The sequence below is a fragment of the Thermodesulfobacteriota bacterium genome (assembly GCA_030583865.1).
Classification (GTDB): domain Bacteria; phylum Desulfobacterota; class GWC2-55-46; order GWC2-55-46; family GWC2-55-46; genus UBA5799.
Window position 1 is genome coordinate 1,187,840 of the sequence record CP129479.1, and the last position, 20,464, is coordinate 1,208,303.

Here is a 20,464-nt window from a genome sequence, read left to right on the forward strand (position 1 = left end):
ATGAAGCCGTTAGAACTACTCAAGCACGAAATAGACAAATGCGTCCGCTGCGGCACGTGCAGGTCTACCTGCCCGACCACAAAGGTGCTCGGAATCGAGACCGCCTCCCCCAGGGGGCGGGTATCGCTGGTGTCCGCTTTCTCGAAAGGGGAGATAGGGCTTTCCGAGACCTATTTGAAGCACTTAAGGGAATGCACGCTCTGCGGGGCGTGCCGGACCAACTGCCCCAATGACGTAGACACAGTTTCCATCTTCGCGGCGGCAAGGGCAGGGGCAATGGAGAAGCAGGGCGTGCCCCTGGCCGCCTCGCTCGCATTCAGGGGCCTCAAGGACCCGGGCGGCATCGTCGGCATGGGGCTTAAAATCGCGAGCAGGCTCCAGGGGCTTCTTTTCAAGGATGCCACGGCCGGGCCCGGCCTGGTCTCGAGGTTCTCGCTGCCGCTCGTCGGAAACGGCAGGCTCGTGCCGCCCCTTGCGAAGACCTTCTTCCTCGACCTCCCTGAGGTGAAGTCGCTCTCAGGGACCGTGGAAGGGAACAGGCCCAGGGTCGCCTTCTACGCGGGCTGCGGCGTAAATTACCTTATGCCGTGGGTCGGGACCAAGTCCATCGAGCTCATAAATAAGGCCGGGGCGGGCGTAGAGGTGCCAGGAGGCCAGGCCTGCTGCGGCATGCCCGCATACGCGATGGGCGACCTCGCCTCCGCAAGGGAGATGGCGCTCAAAAACCTCGAAGCCCTGGAGTCGTCAGGCGCTGACTTCATAGCCACGTCGTGCGCCACCTGCGGTCACGGCCTGAAGGCCATAATGCCGGAGCTCCTCTCCGGAGCCCCGGCCCTCAAGCTAAGGGCCGAAAAGGTCGCGTCCAGGGTAAGGGACATATCCGAGCTCCTTCTTAACGAACTCGGGTTCAGGGGCAAGGGGTCCGGAGACGGACCGAAGACCATCGTCACCTACCACGACCCGTGCCACCTCGGCAGGGCCCAGGGCTTGAGGGAAGAGCCGCGCGAGCTTATAAAGATGGGCAGGGGGACTGCCTTAAAAGAGATGAAAAACCCCTGTCTCTGCTGCGGACTCGGCGGCGGGCTCATGTACACGAATTACGAGCTTTCAATGGAGATAGCCGGGAAAAAAGCCGAGAACATAAAAAAGTCCGGCGCGGACGTCGTTGCCACCGCGTGCCCCGGCTGCATCATACAGCTCAAGGACGGCCTCCACAGGGCCGGCATCCAGACCGAAGTCAAACACGTCGTAGAGCTCCTGTAAGACCGCTCAACGGGAGATCGTTGGAATGAGCCTTTCCGGGGGAACCTTTCTGTAGAAAGTTTTAACTGGGAGTGCGAACCAAGGTGGTTCTTAAGTCGATGTGTCTTAAAGACCACTAAGGTTTGCAATCTCAGTTGACCCCCTTCAAAGACTTTTAGTTCCTGAGAGCACCCCCTTAAGGGGGTGCTCTCAGGAAGAACTGAAAGTTTTTGGAGAGAGTCTGAGAGGACCTTTTTACAAAAAGGTCCTCTCAGAGACTCCTTCCCGACGAACCCTGTCGAACGGTCTCGCAGGATGTTCATAACTCTCCGGGGGTTTATTTTTCAAATGACCTATTTTGTCTTTTGCATCCACAACCACCAGCCGGTCGGCAATTTCGACAGCGTCATGGAAGAGGCCTACCGGGACTCGTACTGGCCTTTTCTTGAGGCGCTCTCAAGGCATCCGGCCATAAAGCTGTCGCTCCACAACACGGGGTTTCTCCTCGACTGGATAGCCGAGAAGCACCCGGAGTACATAGAGCTTTTGCGTTCAATGGCTGCGACCGGGCAGGTCGAGATCATGGGCGGCGGCTATTATGAGCCGGTCCTGTCGGTAATACCCGAGGAGGACAGGGTCAGGCAGGTCACCATGCTCTCCGAGAGGATTGAGGAGCTTTTTCGCGTGCGTCCCAGGGGCATATGGCTCGCGGAGCGCGTCTGGGAGCCCACGCACCCGAGCATCATAAAAAAGGCCGGGCTCGAATACCTGGTGGTCGACGACTACCATTTCGTGAAGGCGGGCCTTGAGAAGGACGAGCTCGGAGGGTATTACACGACCGAGGACCAGGGCGACCTCATAAAGATATTCCCCGGAAACGAGGCGCTGAGATATCTTATTCCGTTCAAGCCGGTCGAGGGCTTCGAGGAGTACATGCTCGGGATAAGAAACGGCTTTTTCAGGCGGGGGAACGCGGCCATATACGGCGACGACGGAGAGAAGTTCGGCGTGTGGCCGGGCACCAGGAAATGGGTTTTCGACGACGGCTGGCTTGAAAGGTTCTTTGAGTCGATCGAGAGGAACCTCGACTGGATAAAGCCCTCGACCCTCGGCGGGTATCTCGACCATGAGGAGCCGGTCGGGCATACGTATCTGCCGAATACATCTTATATGGAGATGGGCGAGTGGGCGCTCCCGGCGGGCGCGTCAAGGGACTACATGCGTCTTATAGAGGAACTCGGCCGTCTTGGCGAGACCGGAGGAAGGCTCAGGAGGTTTTTGCAGGGTGGCACCTGGAGGAACTTCCTGGCCAAGTACCCGGAGTCGAACTGGATGCACAAGCGCATGCTCATGGTGAGCAGAGAGCTTAAAAAAGGCGCGAGCGGCAACGGCGGACGGGATGAGGCTGAAAGGCATTTATACCGGGCGCAGTGCAATGACGCTTACTGGCACGGGGTCTTCGGCGGGCTTTACCTTCCGCACCTCAGGACCGCGGTCTACGAAAATCTTATCCTGGCCGAAGGGGCGGCCCTCGAAAAGTCCGGTAAAGGGGTCGAGATATCAGCTTCAGACCTGGACGCGGACAACCACGAGGAGGTCGTCGTGAGGTCCTCGGACCTGAGCGTCTTCCTGAGCCCGTTTAACGGCGGGGCTCTCTTCGAGCTCGACTACAGGCCAAAGGGCGTAAACATCCAGAATACGCTTACGAGATACCAGGAAGGCTATCATTACAAGCTCGAGGAGTCTGGCGGCGGGGATGAGAACAACGGGGCCAAGTCGATACACGAGATGGTGAAGGTAAAGGAGGAGGGGCTCCTTGATTATCTCAAGTACGACCGGAACCGCCGGGCCTCTTTCATCGACCATTTCCTCGACGCAGGCCTGACCCTTGATGAATTCTATTCGCACACATACCGGGAGCTTGGGGATTTCGCCTGGAGGAAGTACGAAAAGGGTCTCTTTCCCGACAAGGTCGTGATGCAGAGGTCCGCGGACGTTCTGGGGTCGCCATATACGGTCAAAAAGACGCTCTCGATTGATGGCGGCAACGCCTTGATCATGGCCTACGAGGTAAGCGGCGGGGCGGATAGGGAGAAAAGCGGCCTTTTCGGCGTCGAGCTTAATCTCATCCTCCCGGGGTGCGACGGCCCGGCCTGCTGGTATGAGTCTAATGCCGACCTCGGGAGCGGCGGCATAGGCCTCGGGAGCAGGGGGAGGGCGGAAGGCGTCGAATGGCTCCGGCTCGTCGACTCATGGAAGGGCATTGCCGCCTCCATTGGAATCGACAGGCCCGCTGCCCTCCTCAGATACCCTGTCCACACGGTCTCCCTTTCCGAGGGCGGTTTCGAGAAGATATACCAGGGCTCGTGCCTCCTTTTCCTTTTTCCTGCCGGGAGCCGCCCGCTCCGCCTGTCCTTCAGGCTCGCGGTCGAAGGCCTTTCAAAGTAGACCTGGCCCGCGGTATTGTGGTAAAAAATAGCGATGAAAAGACCGTGGAGGCCGTTCCGATGCCAGTATCCCCGACCATAGCCGAGAAGATAAAGGCGGTGAAGCTCGCCATTTTCGACGTGGACGGAGTGCTTACCGACGGGCGCATAATCTTCGACGCGCACGGGACCGAGACCAAGTTCTTTGACGTGAAGGACGGGCACGGGATAAAGCTCCTCATGCGCTCGGGTATCGACGCCGCAATAATAACCGCAAGGGAGTCGAAGGTGGTCCAGCTCCGGGCCGATGACCTGGGCATCTCGCTCGTCTACCAGGGCATGAAGGACAAGAAAGCGGCGCTTGAGAGCATATCAGAGCGGACTGGCCTTCCCGTTTCGGCAATGGCGTACATGGGTGACGACATAATCGACCTCCCTGTCATTAGGAGGGTCGGCTTCTCGGCGGCGGTTTCGGACGCGGTCCAGGAGGTGAAGGAGGCGGTGGATTACGTTGCCGGAAAGCCCGGAGGCAAGGGGGCGGTAAGGGAGCTTGCGGAGCTTATCCTCAAGGTGCAGGGCAAATGGGACGATGTTATGAGGCAATTCCTCGTTTGATGCATCAAGCCCCTTCTTCCGGCCATCACCTGCGAGTTTTGAAAATCCTGCGTTCTCCAGGGCGCTCATGCCTCTTATAAACACCCCCGATTGCTCGGCCCCGGCCCTCCCCGAATCTGGGGACAAAAGCCTTTACAGTGTTATTTCCGGATGGTATAATTTTTGCTATATATGCCTATTGATTCAACAATTAGTTGCAAGCAGTTGAAATATTTTGTTTTTACGGGCTGTCGAATGCTTGCCGATGAACCGAAAGCTTAGGGCCTCGCTCTCCGCCTTCATAGTCCTCTCCATAATGGGGCTCGCTGTCCTGGTCTTTATCCATTACAAGACTAGGGAGCTTCCCCAGGAGGACTTCGTGGAGGACGAGAAGGTAGAGGTAAGCATAGACAGGATACATTACTCAGGCACCAAGGACGGCAGGGTCGAGTGGGAGCTCGATGCCAGGTCGGCCAGCCGCTCGCGTGAGGGCGACCTTACGCTTTTCGAGGACGTAAAGGCGACCTTTTACGCAAAGGACGGCTCGTCATATACGCTTACGGCCAGGGAAGGCACGCTCCGCGAGCTCTCGGGCGAGATAGGCGTCTCAGGCGACGTTGTAATAGAGTCCGGCGAGGATGGGTATGTCCTCCGGACAGCCACTCTGAAGTACGTCATAAACGAGAAGGAAGTATCGACGCCCGACCGCGTCACGGTGACTTCCGACAGGCTGGACCTGGAGGGCACCGGATTCCTGGGGCATATCGATACAGGGGAGTTCCGTCTCCTTCAAAACGTAAAGGCGGTCTTCAGGGACTCGCGCATATAGCATATAGGATGACATCATCATGAGATTCAGGACAGGGCTGCTTGTCGCCGCGGCCCTTTTCATGCAGGCTTCGGTTTCGGGAGCCGCCCAGAAAAAGGCCGATGGAGCCCCGCGAAGCCCGGTGACCGTCACCTCCGATACGATGGAGGCCAGGTCAGGCGAGGGCAGGGTCGTCTTCAAGGGGAATGTGGTCGCTGTCGAGGACTTCACGCTCTGCTCGGACGAGCTCCATGTCACGTACGGCGACGGAAGCGACATAAAGAGCATCGAGGCCTCGGGGAACGTGAGGATATTCCAGGACCGGAAATCCTCGACCTCCGCGCGCGCCGTGTACGACCGCGCGGAGCGGGTAATCGTCTTGACTGGCGAGCCGCATCTGAGGCAATGTTCGGATTCCGTCCGGGGCGAGAAGATAACCGTATACCTCGACCAGGAGAACGCTCTCGTGGAGGGCGGGGACGGCGGCAGGGTCAGGGCGGTCATAATGCCCAACAAGGACTGTCCGGAAAACGACGCACCGGAGAAATACGCAAGTGAAGAAGCTCGCTGTAAGGGGACTCGTTAAATCCTTCAAGAAGCGGAGGGTCGTCGACGGCGTAAGCCTCGAGATAGGGCCCGGCGAGATAGTCGGCCTCCTCGGCCCAAACGGCGCCGGGAAGACCACCACCTTCTACATGATAGTCGGGCTCGTGAGCCCGGACGAGGGGAGCGTCTCTTTAGGCGAGAGGGAGATAACGGGCCTCCCCATGTACGAGAGGGCGAGGCTCGGCATAAGCTACCTGCCCCAGGAGCCCTCGGTATTCAGGAAACTGACCGTCGAGGAGAACGTAAGGGCAGTCCTCGAATACATGGACATCCCGAGGCCCGAGCAGGAGGCGAGGCTTAAAGACCTCCTCGAAGAGCTCGGAGTGCTGCATATCGCCAAATCAAAGGCATACGCCCTTTCGGGCGGCGAGAGGAGAAGGGTCGAGATAGCAAGGGCGCTAGTAAACTCCCCGGCATTCCTCCTACTTGACGAGCCGTTCTCCGGCATAGACCCCATAGCGGTCGGCGACATCCAGGACATAATGCTAGAGCTGAAGAAAAAGGGCATAGGCATACTGGTAACCGACCACAACGTGGGAGCGACACTGGGCATCTGCGACAGGGCCTATATTGTCGGCTCCGGCAAGCTCCTTAAAACCGGCACGCCGACCGAGATACTCGACTCAAGGCGCGTGAGGGAAGTCTACCTTGGCGACAGGTTCAGGCTTTAAACAGGTCTAACAGGCTGCTGAAAAAGCCCAATCTGCTGCGTCGTCTTCTAAATTCGTCACTGCGGCGTACATGGAAAGTACGCCTCGTTCCTCATTTTTCGACTCCTTGCATCTTGAGCCTTTTGAGCAGCCTGAATGTGGTTTTGAATTTTCAAGCAAACTGCTAAAGTCAATCATCGAGAGGCATAGCCCGCACCAATGGCTTACGAACTCAAACAGGAGCTCAAGCTTACACAGAACCTCGTGATGACCCCGCAGCTGCAGCTTGCGATCAAGCTACTGCAGCTATCGAGGCTCGAGCTCGTCGAGATGGTGCGGGAGGAAGTCGAGACGAACCCGGTCCTCGAGGACCTTTCGGGCCCCGAGGCGGAGGCCGAGGGGCAGGACACCTCCGACCCGGAAGCGGAGGCCGGGGGGCAGGACACCTCCGACCCGGAAACGGAGGCCGGGGGGCAGGACACCTCCGACCCGGAAGCGGAGGCCGGGGGGCAGGAAGCGCCCACTGAGAAGCCCGAAGGCCGCGAGACGGACTGGGATGCCTACATAGATGCGCTGAGCCAGTACCAGTCCGGCGGGATTGATTTCAGCGAGCGGGACGAGGAGGACGACTACGTGTCGAACCTCTCGGACCGGGGCGAGAGCCTCTCTGAGCACCTCCTCTGGCAGCTCAGGATGCAGGGGCTTCCGGATGCGGAATTCGCTACGGGCGAGTTCATCATCGGCAATATCGACGAGGACGGCTACCTGAGGGTCATAGAGCGCGGCCAGATGGGGGACGGCGAGTACGAGGCCGCTACCCTGGCCGAGGTCGCCGCGGCGACCGGCGCGTCCCCGGAGGACGTGCTCCGCGTCCTCGAAATGATTCAGCAGTTCGACCCCCTCGGGGCAGGCTCGCGCACCCTGAGGGAGTGCCTCCTTGTCCAGGCCAGGAGCCTTCCGGTCCGCGACACCGTCATGGAGGAGGTCATATCGTCCCACCTCGACAAGCTCGCCGGCAAGAACTTCAAGGCCATAGCCAGGGCACTGGGGGTGGAGGTCGAGGAGGTGCTCGAGGCCGCGAGGAACATAAGCAGGGGCCTCAACCCCATGCCGGGCGCGGGCTTCGGCAGGGACGAATCCAGGGCGGTGCTCCCTGACATATACATACACAAGGTAGGTGAGGATTACGTCATATCGCTCAACGAAGACGGGATGCCGAAGCTCAAAATAAGTAAGAACTACATGAAGCTACTTAAGGCGGACGGCGCGTCGGCCGAGCAGGCCAGGGGGTATATACAGGACAAGCTCAGGAGCGCGCAGTGGCTCATAAAGAGCATCCACCAGAGGCAGCGCACCATCTACAAGGTGGTCGAGTGCATAGTGAAGTTCCAGAGGGAGTTCCTGGACAAGGGCTTGAAGCACCTTAAGCCGCTGGTCTTGAAGGACGTGGCAGTGGAGATAGGGATGCACGAGTCCACGGTGAGCAGGGTCACCTCGAACAAGTACGTCCAGACACCCAGGGGCATATTCGAGCTCAAGTACTTCTTCTCTAACGGCATAGCCGGCGACGGCGGCGAGGCGGTCGCCGTCGAGTACATAAAGGAGAAGGTCAGGAAGATCATAGAGTCAGAGGACCCTAAGTCGCCCTTGAGCGACAAGCAGATAGTCGAGGCGTTGAAGGAGTCCGGCATAGTGGTCGCAAGGAGGACCGCCACCAAGTACAGGGAGGCGCTGGGTTTCCAGTCCTCGAACAGGAGAAAGGTACATTTCTGAGGAGGGCCGGTACGAGGCCGTTTTTTTACGGTATTGACTTTCCCTTTCTTAATGCATAAAAATAGCATGTTCCCGGAAGGCGCCCCGCAGTCCGCGAAACGCATTATTCCCCATACCATACGGAGGTCAATTACATGCAGATCAGCGTCACTTTCAGGCACATGGAATCCTCTGACGCCCTGAAAAGCTATGCGGAGGAGAAATCCGGGAGGCTCGCCAAGTACCTCCTTGAGCCGGCGGAGATACATTGGGTGCTCTCGGTCGAGAAGATACGGCACATCGCCGACGCGACCGTTACAGCTAACGGCGTTACCCTGAAGGCCCAGTACGACACTCAGGACATGTACTCGGCGATTGACATGGTCATCGACAAGATCGAGGGCCAGGCCATGAAGCACAAGGACAGGGCAAAGGACCACAAGTCGCCCAACGGCGAGTCGGCTTCCATCAGGTACACCGCGGTCCCCGAGGGAGAGGCAGCTCCGGCGCCGGAGCGTAGGATCGTAAAGAAGGAGAACCAGTTCGTAAAGCCCATGTCCGTGGAGGAGGCCTCCATGCAGATGGACGTAATGAAGGGCGACTTCCTGGTCTTCACCGATTCGGGCACGGGTAATACAAGCGTCATTTACAGGCTCAAGGACGGGGACTACGGGCTTATAGAGACCACCACAAGGTAGGGAGAAGCCCGCCTTTATAGCAGGCAGGAAGGCCAGGGCAAGCCCTGGCCTTCTGGCGTATCCCCTATCAGGGTGTTGAAAAGCACCCTGATAAGCAATCCACTGATGGATTGCCAAATTGAGAAGAGTATCCAAGTCGAGCAATTTGTGAGGCTTGGACGGATTCATTCCGGCCAAGCCGTAGTTGAAAAGTCCAGGAAGGACTTTTTCAACATCCTGCTAGGCGGCGAGGACGCAATGAGACTGGCTGACGTACTGAGCGAAGACCGCATCATGACAGGCCTCGAGGCCGGCGAGAAGAAAGAGCTCCTCGAAAAGATGGTATCGAGGGCGGCCTCGCTCGATAACGCTGTCGAGAAGGACGCGGTCCTCAATGCCCTCCTCGAAAGGGAGAGGCTCGGCACCACGGGAATAGGCCACGGAGTCGCCATACCCCACGGCCGCGTGAAGGGGCTGAAGGAGATAATCGTCTTTTTCGGGAGGAGCGAAAAGGGCGTCGATTTCGACTCGATGGACAGGATGCCCGTGCACCTTTTCTTCCTCATAATGGCCCCGGAACACTCGGCGGCCGCCCACCTCAAGGTGCTGGCCGGCATATCGCACCTCCTTAAGAACCAGGACCTGAGACTTAAGCTCATGAACGCGAACGGCAGGTCCGAGATATACAGGGCCATCATCGAGGCCGAGAGGAGGAACGGCGTCTTCTGACGCTTTTGGTCGAGCATGGGCGTACCCGTAAGAGAGCTTATAGACTGCGAGCAGGCGGAACGTTTCAGCCTGAGGCTCGTGACAGGGGAAAAGGGCCTGGGGCGCGAGGTGACGACCTCCCGCATACAGAAGCCGGGCCTCCTTCTTACCGGGCTCCTCGAGGAACTCCACTCGGACAGGCTCCAGATATTCGGCGCCGCGGAGATAAACTACCTTAAGCGCCTCGAGGAGGACGAGCTCGAAGACGTCCTCAAGGTCTTCAAGCCGGAGCTCCCTGCCATAATCATAGCCAGGGACCTCGAGCCACCCGGGTTCCTCGTCGACATTTGCGCCGGGAAGGACATACCGCTCTTCATAACGCCGCACACCTCCTCGGTGCTCATCGAGCGCGTGACCAAGTACCTCGAGGAGCGGCTTGCGCCATCGCTTACCATGCACGGCGTGCTGGTGGACGTGCTTGGAGTGGGGGTCCTCATTGCCGGGAAGAGCGGCATCGGGAAGAGCGAGTGCGCCCTTGACCTCGTATCTAGGGGGTACAGGCTCGTCTCCGACGACGTGGTCATAGTGAAGCGCATGCCCCCGAACATACTCATCGGCAGGAGCTCGGAGCTTATCAAGTACCACATGGAGATAAGGGGCCTCGGGATAATAAACGTAAAAGACCTCTACGGCATAACCGCCATCAGGGAAAGAAAGCAGATGGACATAGTGGTCGAGCTCGTCAAGTGGGAGAGCGAGACCGAGTACGACAGGCTGGGCCTCGAGGAGAACACCTTCTCCATACTCGGCGTGGACCTACCGTACCTCAAGGTCCCGGTAAGCCCCGGAAGGAGTGTGGCGACGATAGTCGAGGTCGCCGCGAGGAACCAGATATTGAAGATAATGGGCCACCACCCGGCAAAGGCGCTTGAACGGGAGCTCGACAACGCCATGAAGGTGCTCAAGAAGTGAAGGACATAAGGCTCGTTGTGATCTCCGGGCCATCGGGCTCGGGCAAGAGCACCGCCATAAAGGCATTGGAGGACCTCGGCTTCTACTGCGTGGACAACATGCCCGTGGCGCTCCTTCCCAAGTTCCTGGAGCTCCTCCCCCGCTCCGGCGAGATAGAGCGCGTGGCCGCGGTCGTCGACGTAAGGGAGAGGGGGTTCCTCAAGGACTTCATACCGGTCCTCTCGGAATTGAAGGCAGGAGGGTGCCGCCTCGAGGTCATGTACCTTGAGGCGGACGACGGTGAGCTCGTCCGGAGGTTCAGCGAGACCAGGAGAAGGCATCCGCTCGCAGCCGAGGAGAGCCCGCTCGAGGGGCTCTCCAGGGAGAGGGAGGCGCTTAAGGACCTCAAGGCCCATGCAGACCGGGTCATAGACACTACCGAGTTCAACGTCCACCAGCTGCGGGACCTCATAAAGGACATATTCTCAGGGCCCGCGGAGCGCGAGAGGATGGCCCTGAACCTCATCTCCTTCAGCTACCGCCACGGCATACCGGCCGACTCCGACCTCGTCATGGACGTAAGGTTCCTGCCTAACCCGTATTTCGTGAATTCGCTTAAGCGCCTCGACGGAACGGACGCCAGCGTCCGCGACTACCTGCTTTCGAGGGACGAGGCCGCGGAGTTCCTTTCGAGGTTCAAGGAGTTCCTCTCCTATCTCATCCCCCTTTACTGGAAGGAGGGGAAGTCATATCTGACCATCGCCGTGGGCTGCACGGGCGGAAGGCACAGGTCGGTAGCAATGGTAGAGGCGCTTTCCGAAGGCCTGAACTCCGAAAAAGTGGTGGTCAGGAAAAGGCACAGGGACATCGGCAAGACATAAAAAACGTGGGAAGGATTGAGATGATAGGAGCTGTAATCGTCACGCACGGCAGGCTCGCGGAGGCGCTACTCGAGGCAGCCGAGGCGATAACCGGCAAGGTGGAGGGAGTAAGGATACTGACCCTCTCGAGATCGGACACAACCGACGGCATACGGGACGTCCTCCGGGCCGCCGTGAGCGAGGTTGACTCTGGAAAGGGAGTGCTCGTCTTTACCGACATGTTCGGCGGTACGCCCACCAACATTGCCCTCTCGGCTTTCGAGGAGGACAGGGTGGAGGTCATAACCGGGGTGAACCTCCCCATGGTCCTGAAATACGTAAGCCACAGGTCGGACAAGGGGCTCGGCGAGCTTTCGGAGCTCCTTAAGGAGTACGCGAGGAAGTCCATAGTGCTCGCGGGCGAAATGCTGAAGGATAAGAAATAGGAAAAGGCCCCGCCGTTTTGATAAAATATTCAAGGGGGCGCATCCGGCCTAACATATGCTGATCCTTATCAGGGTAGACGACAGGCTGCTGCACGGGCAGGTAATATGCTCCTGGGTGCCATTCACCAGGGCGGACGCGCTTATAGTAGCCTCGGACGAGGCGGCCGGCGACCGGCTCGCGGCGGACATCATCGCGGCCTGCGGCTGCGATGAGCTTAGCGTCCACGTGAAATCGGTCTCGGAAGCGGTGCTCTCTCTTTCAGGGCTCTCGGAGAAGAGGGTGATGCTCGTGGTCGGCGACCTGAAAGACGCGATGAGGCTCTACGAGGCCGGGACGAGGTTCAAGGCCCTGAACCTGGGTAACATACACCACGAGGGCGGAAGGAGGATAACCCCTTCCATAATCGTGAACAAAGAGGACGAGGAGATAATGGAGCGCTTCGAGGCAATGGGAGTGGAGCTCGAGATACGGGACGTCCCGAGGAGCGCGCCAGTTACGTATGTCTCCGAGCGCAAATAGAGGCACCCGCAAATAAATGGTAATGACAGCCGGGCACCGGGCGCAAGGCAAGCATGCCGCGTCGTCGGGCCCGGCGCTGGGAAAGAGGACCTGATGGAGAGCGGACAGGGCAGCGCGACAAGCCTGGAGAAGACCTATACGATAAAGAACAAGCTCGGCCTGCACGCCAGGGCGGCCGCGCTTTTCGTTCAGCTTGCGAACAGGTTCGACTCCGAGATACTGGTCAGGAAGGACGACCAGGAAGTGAACGGCAAGAGCATAATGGGGATACTCATACTCGCAGCCACCCAGGGCTCAAAGGTGACGCTCCGCGTCGAGGGGAGCGACGCCGAAGGCGCCCTCGGGGCCCTCGGCGAGCTCATCGACAGTGGTTTTGGTGAGGATTGATGCCTGACAGCAGGAAACAAGTCATATTGATGAAGGGCATAGGCGTGTCTTCCGGCATCGTCATCGGAAGGGCCTATCTCCTTGAGCGTGGCAAGGTCGAGCCCGCCCAGTTCTGCTATCTCGAGCCATCCGAGACCGAGCGCGAGATCGAGCGGTTCAAGAACGCCATGAAGGCGTCCAGGGACCAGCTCATGCGCATCAGGAACCGGATGGAGAAGGACGGCAAGGGCAAGGAGCACATCCGCATCATAGACGCGCACCTGATGATCCTCAAGGACAACATGCTCATAAACGACACCATGAAGGTGATACGCGAGCAGAGGGTCAACGCGGAATGGGCGCTGAAGACGGTCCTCAAGGAACTGATGGACTACTTCGAGAAGATGGACGACCAGTACCTCCGCGAGCGCGCGATGGACATAGAGCACCTGGTGAACAGGGTTCTCCTCAACCTCATGGGCCGGAAGCACGAGTCGGTCTCGGCAATAAAGGAGCCGGTCGTCGTGGTAGCGCACGACCTCGCGCCGACCGACACCGCCCAGATGGTACGGGGCACCGTGCTCGGGTTCCTCACGGACGTCGGCGGCAAGACCTCGCATACGGCCATAATGGCGCGCTCCCTCGAGATACCAGCGGTCGTGGGCCTCGAATCCATAACCAGGAAGGCCGAGTCCGGCGATATAGTCATAGTGGACGGCACGACCGGCACGGTCATCATAAACCCCTCCGAGAGCGTAGTCGAGGTCTACAAGAGGAGGCGGGAGCGGTACGAGAACTACGGCAAGGCCCTCTTCCACTACAAGGACCTCCCGAGCGAGACTACCGACGGCAGGCGCGTAAGGCTCATGGGCAACATGGAGATTGTGGAGGAGATAGACTCCCTCATAGAGCACGGCGCAGAGGGCATAGGCCTCTACAGGACCGAGTTCCTGTACCTCAACAGGAAGGACCTGCCGACCGAAGACGAGCACGTGAAGGCCTACCGCCAGGTCGCGAAGAGGATGTCCCCGCACCCGGTGGTCATAAGGACCCTCGACGTGGGAGGGGACAAGGTGCTTACCCAGGCAGCCCCGCCGGACGAGATAAACCCGGCCATGGGCCTCCGGGCAATAAGGTTCTGCCTCAAGAACGTGGACATCTTCAAGACCCAGCTCCGGGGCATACTCAGGGCCAGCGCCTACGGGGACATAAAGGTGATGTTCCCCATGATATCCGGCATAGAGGAGATAAGAAGGGCGAAGCAGATACTCGAGGAGTGCAAAAAGGAGCTCAAGGGCGAGGGCAAGCCCTTCAACCAGGACATCGAAGTGGGCGTCATGATAGAAGTGCCCTCCGCCGCCATGATAGCCGACCTCATCGTCAAGGAGGTAAGGTTCATCTCCATCGGCACGAACGACCTCCTGCAATACTCGCTCGCGATAGACAGGGTGAACGAGCACGTCGCATACCTTTACGAGCCCTTCCACCCGGCGGTCCTCCGGATAATAAAGGGGGTCATAGAGGCCGCCAACAAGGCAGGGGTGAGCGTATCCGTATGCGGCGAGATGGCCGGTGAGCCGGAGTACGCCCTCATACTACTCGGCTTCGGGGTTGACCACCTCTCGATGAACGCGTATTCGATACTGAGGGTAAAGAGGCTCATAAGGTCCATAAGCCACGCCGAGGCCAGGAAGATATGCAGGAACATACTCGGATTCGCAACGGCCAAGGAGGTCGAGGACCAGATAAACGCCAAGCTCCCAGGGCTCTACAGGGAGGAATTCTGGAGCTGAGGGCGGCGGCATCCTCCTTTTTTTGCGCCCGGCATCCAGAGGTGTTTTTGGTTGACAAACACCGGGAAAGGTTCAATAATAACGAATTCTCGGCCTTTACAAAGACTAAGGAGGCGCCAAAACAATGGGAACGAGGGAGTACCTTTTCACTTCGGAATCAGTCACCGAGGGGCATCCGGATAAAGTAGCTGACCAGGTATCTGACGCGGTATTGGACGCGCTCTTGAAGGAGGACCCCAAGAGCAGGGTCGCTTGCGAGACCCTCGTCACCACCGGCCTCGCCCTTATAGCCGGCGAGATAACCACAAAGGCGAGGATCGACTACCAGGACATCGTCAGGGAGACGATAAAGGATATCGGCTACACGGACGCGTCAATGGGCTTTGACTGCAAGACGTGCGCCGTCATGGTCACCCTCGACAGGCAGTCGCCCGATATAGCGATGGGCGTGGACTGCGGGGCGGAAAAGGAGCAGGGCGCCGGCGACCAGGGCCTCATGTTCGGGTACGCCTGCGACCACACCTCCGAGTTCATGCCCATGCCCATAGACCTTGCGCACAAGATAACCGCCAGGCTCGCGGAGGTCAGGAAAAAGGGAATACTTGATTTCATAAGGCCGGACGGCAAGAGCCAGGTCACCATTAAATACGTGAACGGCAGGCCCACGACCGTCGACGCGGTGGTGGTATCAAGCCAGCACGCGCCCGAGGTCAGCCAGTCCAAGCTCAAGGAAGCGATAATCGAGGAGGTCGTGAAAAAGGTCGTGCCGGCGGACCTCCTGACCTCGAAGACCAAATACTTCATAAACCCCACCGGCAAGTTCGTCGTGGGCGGCCCGCACGGCGACTGCGGCCTCACCGGCAGGAAGATAATCGTCGACACCTACGGCGGCCACGGCAGCCACGGCGGCGGCGCCTTCTCCGGCAAGGACCCGTCCAAGGTCGACAGGAGCGCTTCCTACTTCGCCAGGTACATAGCAAAGAACGTGGTCGCCGCGGGGCTCGCGTCCGAGTGCGAGGTGCAGCTCGCGTACGCGATAGGCGTTGCCGAGCCGGTCTCGGTCATGATCGACACCTTCGGGACCGAGAAGATACCCGTCGAGAAGATAGAGGAGATAGTAAAGGCCAACTTCCGCATGAAGCCCGCGGACATAATAAAAGACCTCGACCTCCTGCGTCCCATATACAGGAAGACCGCGGCATACGGGCACTTCGGCAGGAGCGAGTCCGGTTTCAGCTGGGAGCTCACTGACAAGGCCGAGGCATTGAGAAAGGCAGCCGGCGTCGTTGCCTGAGCTGTCCTGACGCTTGAATGACTTTGGCGGGGAGCTACCCCCGTCGAAGTCATTCTTTTATCTGCGAACAAATAAAATTTGTTGGAGGGAAGATGGATTTTCACGTGAAGAACATGAAGCTCAGCCAGGCTGGAAGGAAGAGGATTGAATGGGCTGAGACGGACATGCCGGTCCTGAGGAAGGTAAAGGACAGCTTTTCGAAGAAAAAGCCCCTCAAGGGGACGAGGCTCGCGGCCTGTCTCCATGTGACCACCGAGACCGCGAACCTCATGGTAACTCTCAAGGCGGGAGGCGCCGACGTGGTGCTCTGCGCGTCGAACCCGCTGAGCACCCAGGACGACGTCGCCGCGTCCCTCGTCAAGGACTACGGCATCCCGGTCTTCGCGATAAAGGGCGAGGACAACAAGACCTACTACAGGCACCTCAACGCGGCGCTTGATTTCAAGCCGAACATCACCATGGACGACGGCGCCGACCTCGTATCCCTCCTCCATACAAAGAGGAAGGGCGCGGCCGACGACATCATAGGCTCGACCGAGGAGACGACGACCGGCGTTATAAGGCTCAAGAGCCTGGCCGTGAACAAGCTCCTCAAGTTCCCGGTCATAGCCGTGAACGACGCGTTCACCAAGCACTTCTTCGACAACCGCTACGGCACGGGCCAGTCGACCCTGGACGGGATACTCCGCGCAACCAACAGGCTCTTCGCGGGCTCGTCATTCGTCGTATGCGGCTACGGCTGGTGCGGCAAGGGCGTTGCCATGAGGGCCAGGGGCATGGGCGCGAACGTCATCGTTACCGAAATCGACCCGCTTAAGGCGCTTGAGGCCGTCATGGACGGGTTCAGGGTCATGCCCATAGCCGAGGCTGCGAAGCACGGGGACTTCTTCTGCACTGTCACCGGAAACCTTAACGTCATAAGGAAAGAGCACTTCCTCAAGATGAAGGACGGGGCGCTTGTGTCTAACTCCGGCCACTTTAACGTCGAGCTCGACCTCGAGGGGCTTAAGTCCGTCAGCAAGGGGAAGAAGGTGCTCCGCGACTTCGTCGAGGAATACACGCTCAGGAACGGCAGGACCGTATGCGTTCTCGGCGAGGGCAGGCTCATAAACCTGGCGGCCGCAGAGGGGCACCCGGCGAGCGTCATGGACATGAGCTTCGCCAACCAGGCGCTCGCGGCGGATTTCCTCGTTAAAAAGGGGCACACCCTCGCGAGGGAGGTCTACACGGTCCCGCAGGAGATTGACAAGGAGATAGCGAGGCTCAAGCTCATGTCGCTCGGGATGAACATAGACACCCTCACGAGCGAGCAGAAGAAATATCTCGCTTCATGGGAGATGGGCACATAGCATGGCCTGACAGGGGGAGCGGGGACAAAGGTTCCCGCCCCCTTTTCATTTAAACCAAAAAACCTTTACATGAACGCGAGTTGTGCTAAAATATAGGTTCAAAGGTTGATGGTGACCGGGACCTGCCTACGTCAGGCGGAAGATGTAACCCATGAATTCGCTATCTATTTTGGCGGGAACTTCTCTATTTGCCCTTCTGGCGGGACCCAGTCCTGGCCGGCCCAGCCATCTTTCACTTCCCCCGGCCATATCGGCACGCACTGCTCCATATCCTTGCAGGCAAACGGCTTGAGGGCCGTGTCCGGATTATCAGGACCTTCATCTTTGACGGGCGGCTGTAGGTGGCTAAGAGAGACTTGAAATCAGAGCGGTTCAGGGAATTCCTTGCCGAGGCTGAGGACGTCCTCAACTCCATGGGGAAGGGGCTCGCGAAGCTCGGCAAGGGCGTGAAGGCCGGCATAATAGACCCCGCCGTTCTCAACAGCGTCTTCCGTTCCGCCCATACGCTCAAGGGCATGTGCGGCATATTCGAGCAGGCCGATCTCGCCGCTCTCAGCCACTCGATGGAAGACACCCTCGACCTCCTCCGCCTGGGGAGGATCGCCCTCACCGACGACGTCCTCTATAACATCATGAACGCCCAGGACCTGATGGCGAAGATAATCGCCTCAAAAGGCTCCGGGGACTTTACCGGCGAGATAGAGGCCGCGAAGACGGCCCTCGCGATGATGCAGCATGTAAAGAGGACCAGGCCCAAAGACGAGTTCGCGAAAGACCTCGTATCCGTCCTAACCGACTACGAGGACCACAGGCTCCGCGAAAACCTGCGGGGCGGCAAGAACATACTTATAGTGAGCGTAAGGTTCCCCATCACCAGCTTCGACAGGGGATACATGGCGCTCACGGACCTCTTGAAGACCGAGTCCGAGGTCATAGCTACTCTCCCTTCATCCAAGACCAGCCACGAGTTCCTCCACTTCGACATACTCATCGGCACGGCAAGGGACAGGCATTTCCTGGCGGACCTCGTAAAGGACATCGCGGAGCCGGAGATAAAGGTGCTTGCCGAGCCCGCGGCAAGGCCGGAAAGCCGCGAGTTCGAGGTCATAAAGGGGACCGGCGGATACGTCCACCACGGAAGGGCGGGTTCGCTCCGGAGGGTGAGCAACACCGTCAGGGTGAACATATCCAAGCTCGATTCCATAATGAACCTAATTAGCGAGCTCGGCATATTGAAATCCGACATAGCCGCGCTGAGTTCCGATCTCAAGGGGCACCACGAGTTCTCCGTCTACGGGATAGAGCTCTCGAAGACCGGGAAAAACCTCGACAGGAAGCTTTCCGAGCTCAGGGACAGCGTCCTCGACGTGAGGATGGTCCCCATAGGCCAGCTCTTCGGGAGGTTCGACGCCTTCATCGGGAAGCTTTCCAGGGAGACCGGGAAGGAGATGAGGATCGTCACTTACGGCGACGAGACCGAGCTCGACAAGCTCATAGTCGAGGAGCTTGCCGACCCTCTAATGCACATAATCAGGAACGTGGCAGACCACGCCATAGAGGCCCCGGTCGTGAGGGAGGCGCTGGGCAAGCCCAGGACAGGCACCATAACCTTTTCGGCCTACCAGAAGGGGAACCACGTGGTCGTGGAGGTCAAGGACGACGGCGCCGGCATTGACATAGACCTCGTCAAGGATAAGTCCGTCGCGAAGGGGCTCATAACCAGGGAGTACGCGGACGGGCTTTCAAGGCAGGAAGCGCTTGAGCTCATATTCACCCCCGGTTTTTCCACCAGGGACGTCGTGAGCGAGACCTCGGGCAGGGGCGTCGGCATGGACGTCGTGAAGGAGAACATAACCCGGCTTTCCGGCATAATCGACATCGAGACCGTAAAAGGCAAGGGGACCCGGCTTGTACTAACGATACCCATAACGCTCGCGATAATCCAGGCACTCATAATCGAGGACGCCGGGAAGAGGTACGCGGTGCCGCTCAATTCCGTCGTGGAGATATTGGAATTAAGGGCCGCTTCACTCGCTTCCGTGGACAGCGAGGGGGCCATAAGCGTGGAGGACAGGGTCGTGCCTGCCGTGAGGCTGTCGAGGTTTTTCGGCCACCCCCATTCGGGTAGCAGCCACGCTTACGGCATAGTCGCCGGGCTTGCCGAGCACAGGCTCTGCCTCGTCGTGGACCATCTGCTGGAGGAGCTTGACGTCGTAATAAAGCCCCTTTCTAGGATGCTCAAGGCCCCGGGCATCGCGGGCGCGACCGACATAGGGGCCCAGGGCACCATGCTGGTGCTGGACGTCACTGGCATACTCGAAAAGGTCATGCGGGAGAGGAAGGCCGGGCTCCCGGCGCGGACTGCAGGCGTATGAAGAAGACGATAAGGCTCAAGATAGCCGAGGAGGCCCCGCGTCAGGCGACCGTTGCGCCGACCGTCGAGAACTACGACGAGAGCCTCGACCACAGGAAGAAATCCGCCGAGGGGACGATCAACATCATCTCGTTCTTCCTCGGGGCGGACGAATACGCATTCGAGGTCTCCGAGGCCGTGGAGGTATTGAGGCCAAGGCAGGCGACAGAGGTCCCGTGGACCCCGGCTTACATACAGGGCATCCTTTCGGTAAGGGGCGAGATGGTGCCGGTCCTTGATCTGAAGATGCGCCTCGGGCTGGGGAAGGTAAACGGCAGGCCTACAGCCAGGATACTCGTCGTCGCCGTGGAAGACCTGAAGGCCGGCCTCCTGGTAGACAGGCTCTCCGGAGTAAAAGAGGTGCCCGCCAGGCTCCTTGAGCCGCCTGAGGATTCCGAGCCACAAGCCGCCTTCATGAAGGCCGTGATACATGACGGGGAAAGGGTAATAAGGCTCCTCGACGCAGGAGTGCTGATAGCCGTAGAGAATTGATGAAGAGCTTCAGGTCGAAATATACCAGGCCTGATTTCCAGTTCATCCGGTTCCGGCTCGGCACCATCGAGTTCGGCATCGAAATTGGCGAGGTAAAGGAGATACTGAGGCTCAAGGAGCCGCAGAAGGCGCAGTGGGCTCCAGGTTTTATCGAGGGGCTCATAAAGGTGAGGTCGATGACGCTGCCGGTAATAGACCTCAGGAAAAGATTTTCCTTCCAGGCAGCGCCTGCGGAAACAGCAAGGATTATAGTTACTTCGGCAGATTCCCTGATAATCGGTCTTATTGTTGACGAGGTCTCGGACATCGCGCTCGGGGCCAGGGAGGTCACGTTAAGACCAGAGCCCTCGGGCTCTGGATGGGACGACTGTCTCGAAGTCACTGTCGAGACCGGGAGCGGGAAGGTCCTCATCATAAATCCTTCTAAGGTCTTAAGCGACGAGGAAAAGAGGTTCCTGGCATGCCCGGTAAAGGACGAATAACGGACGCCCGGGCCGTCCAGCGGAATACTGTGCCG

The 20,464-nt window shown here is 58.9% G+C and carries 20 protein-coding genes; all 20 read left to right on the top strand.

From position 1 onward, the window contains the following. The 20 genes from QY316_05695 (at position 1) to QY316_05790 (ending at position 20,429) form a co-directional block, all read left to right on the top strand. Entirely contained in the window at positions 1-1,263 is a 1,263-nt protein-coding gene (locus QY316_05695) for a (Fe-S)-binding protein (protein WKZ33888.1), read from the top strand. Between the two features lie 327 nt (positions 1,264-1,590). Beyond that, positions 1,591-3,690: a DUF1926 domain-containing protein gene (locus QY316_05700; GenBank protein WKZ33889.1), complete on the top strand. Its 2,100-nt coding sequence runs from the start codon at positions 1,591-1,593 to the stop codon at positions 3,688-3,690. Positions 3,691-3,749: 59 nt separating this feature from the next. After that, entirely contained in the window at positions 3,750-4,283 is a 534-nt protein-coding gene (locus QY316_05705) for an HAD hydrolase family protein (GenBank protein WKZ33890.1), read from the top strand. 244 nt (positions 4,284-4,527) lie between these two features. Then, the gene (gene lptC / locus QY316_05710; protein WKZ33891.1) at positions 4,528-5,091 is read left to right on the top strand and encodes an LPS export ABC transporter periplasmic protein LptC; all 564 of its coding nucleotides are present in this window, start codon (positions 4,528-4,530) and stop codon (positions 5,089-5,091) included. 19 nt (positions 5,092-5,110) lie between these two features. Next, positions 5,111-5,656: a lipopolysaccharide transport periplasmic protein LptA gene (gene lptA, locus QY316_05715; protein WKZ33892.1), complete on the top strand. Its 546-nt coding sequence runs from the start codon at positions 5,111-5,113 to the stop codon at positions 5,654-5,656. Next, complete coding sequence (gene lptB, locus QY316_05720) at positions 5,625-6,347, top strand: LPS export ABC transporter ATP-binding protein (GenBank protein ID WKZ33893.1); 723 nt, start codon at positions 5,625-5,627, stop codon at positions 6,345-6,347. Before lptA ends, lptB begins: the two co-directional genes overlap by 32 nt. Before the next feature lie 198 nt (positions 6,348-6,545). After that, entirely contained in the window at positions 6,546-8,099 is a 1,554-nt protein-coding gene (gene rpoN, locus QY316_05725; GenBank protein WKZ33894.1) for an RNA polymerase factor sigma-54, read from the top strand. A gap of 134 nt (positions 8,100-8,233) precedes the next feature. Then, on the top strand, positions 8,234-8,776 hold the full coding sequence (gene raiA / locus QY316_05730) for a ribosome-associated translation inhibitor RaiA (protein WKZ33895.1): 543 nt from the start codon (positions 8,234-8,236) through the stop codon (positions 8,774-8,776). A 237-nt stretch (positions 8,777-9,013) separates the two neighbouring features. Further along, a complete protein-coding gene (locus QY316_05735; protein ID WKZ33896.1) occupies positions 9,014-9,484 on the top strand; it encodes a PTS sugar transporter subunit IIA in 471 nt (156 codons plus the stop codon). A 15-nt stretch (positions 9,485-9,499) separates the two neighbouring features. Further along, on the top strand, positions 9,500-10,435 hold the full coding sequence (gene hprK / locus QY316_05740) for an HPr(Ser) kinase/phosphatase (protein WKZ33897.1): 936 nt from the start codon (positions 9,500-9,502) through the stop codon (positions 10,433-10,435). Continuing rightward, on the top strand, positions 10,432-11,295 hold the full coding sequence (gene rapZ, locus QY316_05745; GenBank protein ID WKZ33898.1) for an RNase adapter RapZ: 864 nt from the start codon (positions 10,432-10,434) through the stop codon (positions 11,293-11,295). The genes hprK and rapZ overlap by 4 nt, the downstream gene beginning before the upstream one ends. A gap of 20 nt (positions 11,296-11,315) precedes the next feature. Continuing rightward, positions 11,316-11,720 (top strand): PTS sugar transporter subunit IIA, encoded by a 405-nt coding sequence (locus QY316_05750; GenBank protein ID WKZ33899.1) that lies wholly within the window; start codon positions 11,316-11,318, stop codon positions 11,718-11,720. 55 nt (positions 11,721-11,775) lie between these two features. Next, a complete protein-coding gene (locus QY316_05755) occupies positions 11,776-12,240 on the top strand; it encodes a PTS sugar transporter subunit IIB (GenBank protein WKZ33900.1) in 465 nt (154 codons plus the stop codon). Positions 12,241-12,333: 93 nt separating this feature from the next. Next, entirely contained in the window at positions 12,334-12,627 is a 294-nt protein-coding gene (locus QY316_05760) for an HPr family phosphocarrier protein (protein WKZ33901.1), read from the top strand. Further along, positions 12,627-14,399, top strand: coding sequence for a phosphoenolpyruvate--protein phosphotransferase (gene ptsP, locus QY316_05765; GenBank protein ID WKZ33902.1), 1,773 nt, complete (start codon positions 12,627-12,629; stop codon positions 14,397-14,399). The genes QY316_05760 and ptsP overlap by 1 nt, the downstream gene beginning before the upstream one ends. Positions 14,400-14,523: 124 nt before the next feature. Then, on the top strand, positions 14,524-15,693 hold the full coding sequence (gene metK, locus QY316_05770; protein ID WKZ33903.1) for a methionine adenosyltransferase: 1,170 nt from the start codon (positions 14,524-14,526) through the stop codon (positions 15,691-15,693). Positions 15,694-15,785: 92 nt separating this feature from the next. Then, a complete protein-coding gene (ahcY, locus tag QY316_05775) occupies positions 15,786-17,042 on the top strand; it encodes an adenosylhomocysteinase (protein WKZ33904.1) in 1,257 nt (418 codons plus the stop codon). A 341-nt stretch (positions 17,043-17,383) separates the two neighbouring features. Beyond that, positions 17,384-19,417: a chemotaxis protein CheA gene (locus QY316_05780; protein WKZ33905.1), complete on the top strand. Its 2,034-nt coding sequence runs from the start codon at positions 17,384-17,386 to the stop codon at positions 19,415-19,417. Then, positions 19,414-19,947: a chemotaxis protein CheW gene (locus QY316_05785; GenBank protein WKZ33906.1), complete on the top strand. Its 534-nt coding sequence runs from the start codon at positions 19,414-19,416 to the stop codon at positions 19,945-19,947. The genes QY316_05780 and QY316_05785 overlap by 4 nt, the downstream gene beginning before the upstream one ends. Beyond that, positions 19,947-20,429: a chemotaxis protein CheW gene (locus tag QY316_05790; GenBank protein ID WKZ33907.1), complete on the top strand. Its 483-nt coding sequence runs from the start codon at positions 19,947-19,949 to the stop codon at positions 20,427-20,429. Before QY316_05785 ends, QY316_05790 begins: the two co-directional genes overlap by 1 nt. Positions 20,430-20,464 lie beyond the last annotated feature (35 nt).

Excerpts from the sequence above, each read along its gene's own strand:
- QY316_05695 (WKZ33888.1), top strand. The coding sequence starts at position 1 with ATGAAGCCGTTAGAACTACTCAAGCACGAAATAGACAAATGCGTCCGC.
- QY316_05700 (WKZ33889.1), top strand. The coding sequence starts at position 1,591 with ATGACCTATTTTGTCTTTTGCATCCACAACCACCAGCCGGTCGGCAAT.
- QY316_05705 (WKZ33890.1), top strand. The coding sequence starts at position 3,750 with ATGCCAGTATCCCCGACCATAGCCGAGAAGATAAAGGCGGTGAAGCTC.
- lptC (WKZ33891.1), top strand. The coding sequence starts at position 4,528 with ATGAACCGAAAGCTTAGGGCCTCGCTCTCCGCCTTCATAGTCCTCTCC.
- lptA (WKZ33892.1), top strand. The coding sequence starts at position 5,111 with ATGAGATTCAGGACAGGGCTGCTTGTCGCCGCGGCCCTTTTCATGCAG.
- rpoN (WKZ33894.1), top strand. The coding sequence starts at position 6,546 with ATGGCTTACGAACTCAAACAGGAGCTCAAGCTTACACAGAACCTCGTG.
- raiA (WKZ33895.1), top strand. The coding sequence starts at position 8,234 with ATGCAGATCAGCGTCACTTTCAGGCACATGGAATCCTCTGACGCCCTG.
- QY316_05735 (WKZ33896.1), top strand. The coding sequence starts at position 9,014 with ATGAGACTGGCTGACGTACTGAGCGAAGACCGCATCATGACAGGCCTC.
- hprK (WKZ33897.1), top strand. The coding sequence starts at position 9,500 with ATGGGCGTACCCGTAAGAGAGCTTATAGACTGCGAGCAGGCGGAACGT.
- QY316_05750 (WKZ33899.1), top strand. The coding sequence starts at position 11,316 with ATGATAGGAGCTGTAATCGTCACGCACGGCAGGCTCGCGGAGGCGCTA.
- QY316_05755 (WKZ33900.1), top strand. The coding sequence starts at position 11,776 with ATGCTGATCCTTATCAGGGTAGACGACAGGCTGCTGCACGGGCAGGTA.
- QY316_05760 (WKZ33901.1), top strand. The coding sequence starts at position 12,334 with ATGGAGAGCGGACAGGGCAGCGCGACAAGCCTGGAGAAGACCTATACG.
- ptsP (WKZ33902.1), top strand. The coding sequence starts at position 12,627 with ATGCCTGACAGCAGGAAACAAGTCATATTGATGAAGGGCATAGGCGTG.
- metK (WKZ33903.1), top strand. The coding sequence starts at position 14,524 with ATGGGAACGAGGGAGTACCTTTTCACTTCGGAATCAGTCACCGAGGGG.
- ahcY (WKZ33904.1), top strand. The coding sequence starts at position 15,786 with ATGGATTTTCACGTGAAGAACATGAAGCTCAGCCAGGCTGGAAGGAAG.
- QY316_05785 (WKZ33906.1), top strand. The coding sequence starts at position 19,414 with ATGAAGAAGACGATAAGGCTCAAGATAGCCGAGGAGGCCCCGCGTCAG.
- QY316_05790 (WKZ33907.1), top strand. The coding sequence starts at position 19,947 with ATGAAGAGCTTCAGGTCGAAATATACCAGGCCTGATTTCCAGTTCATC.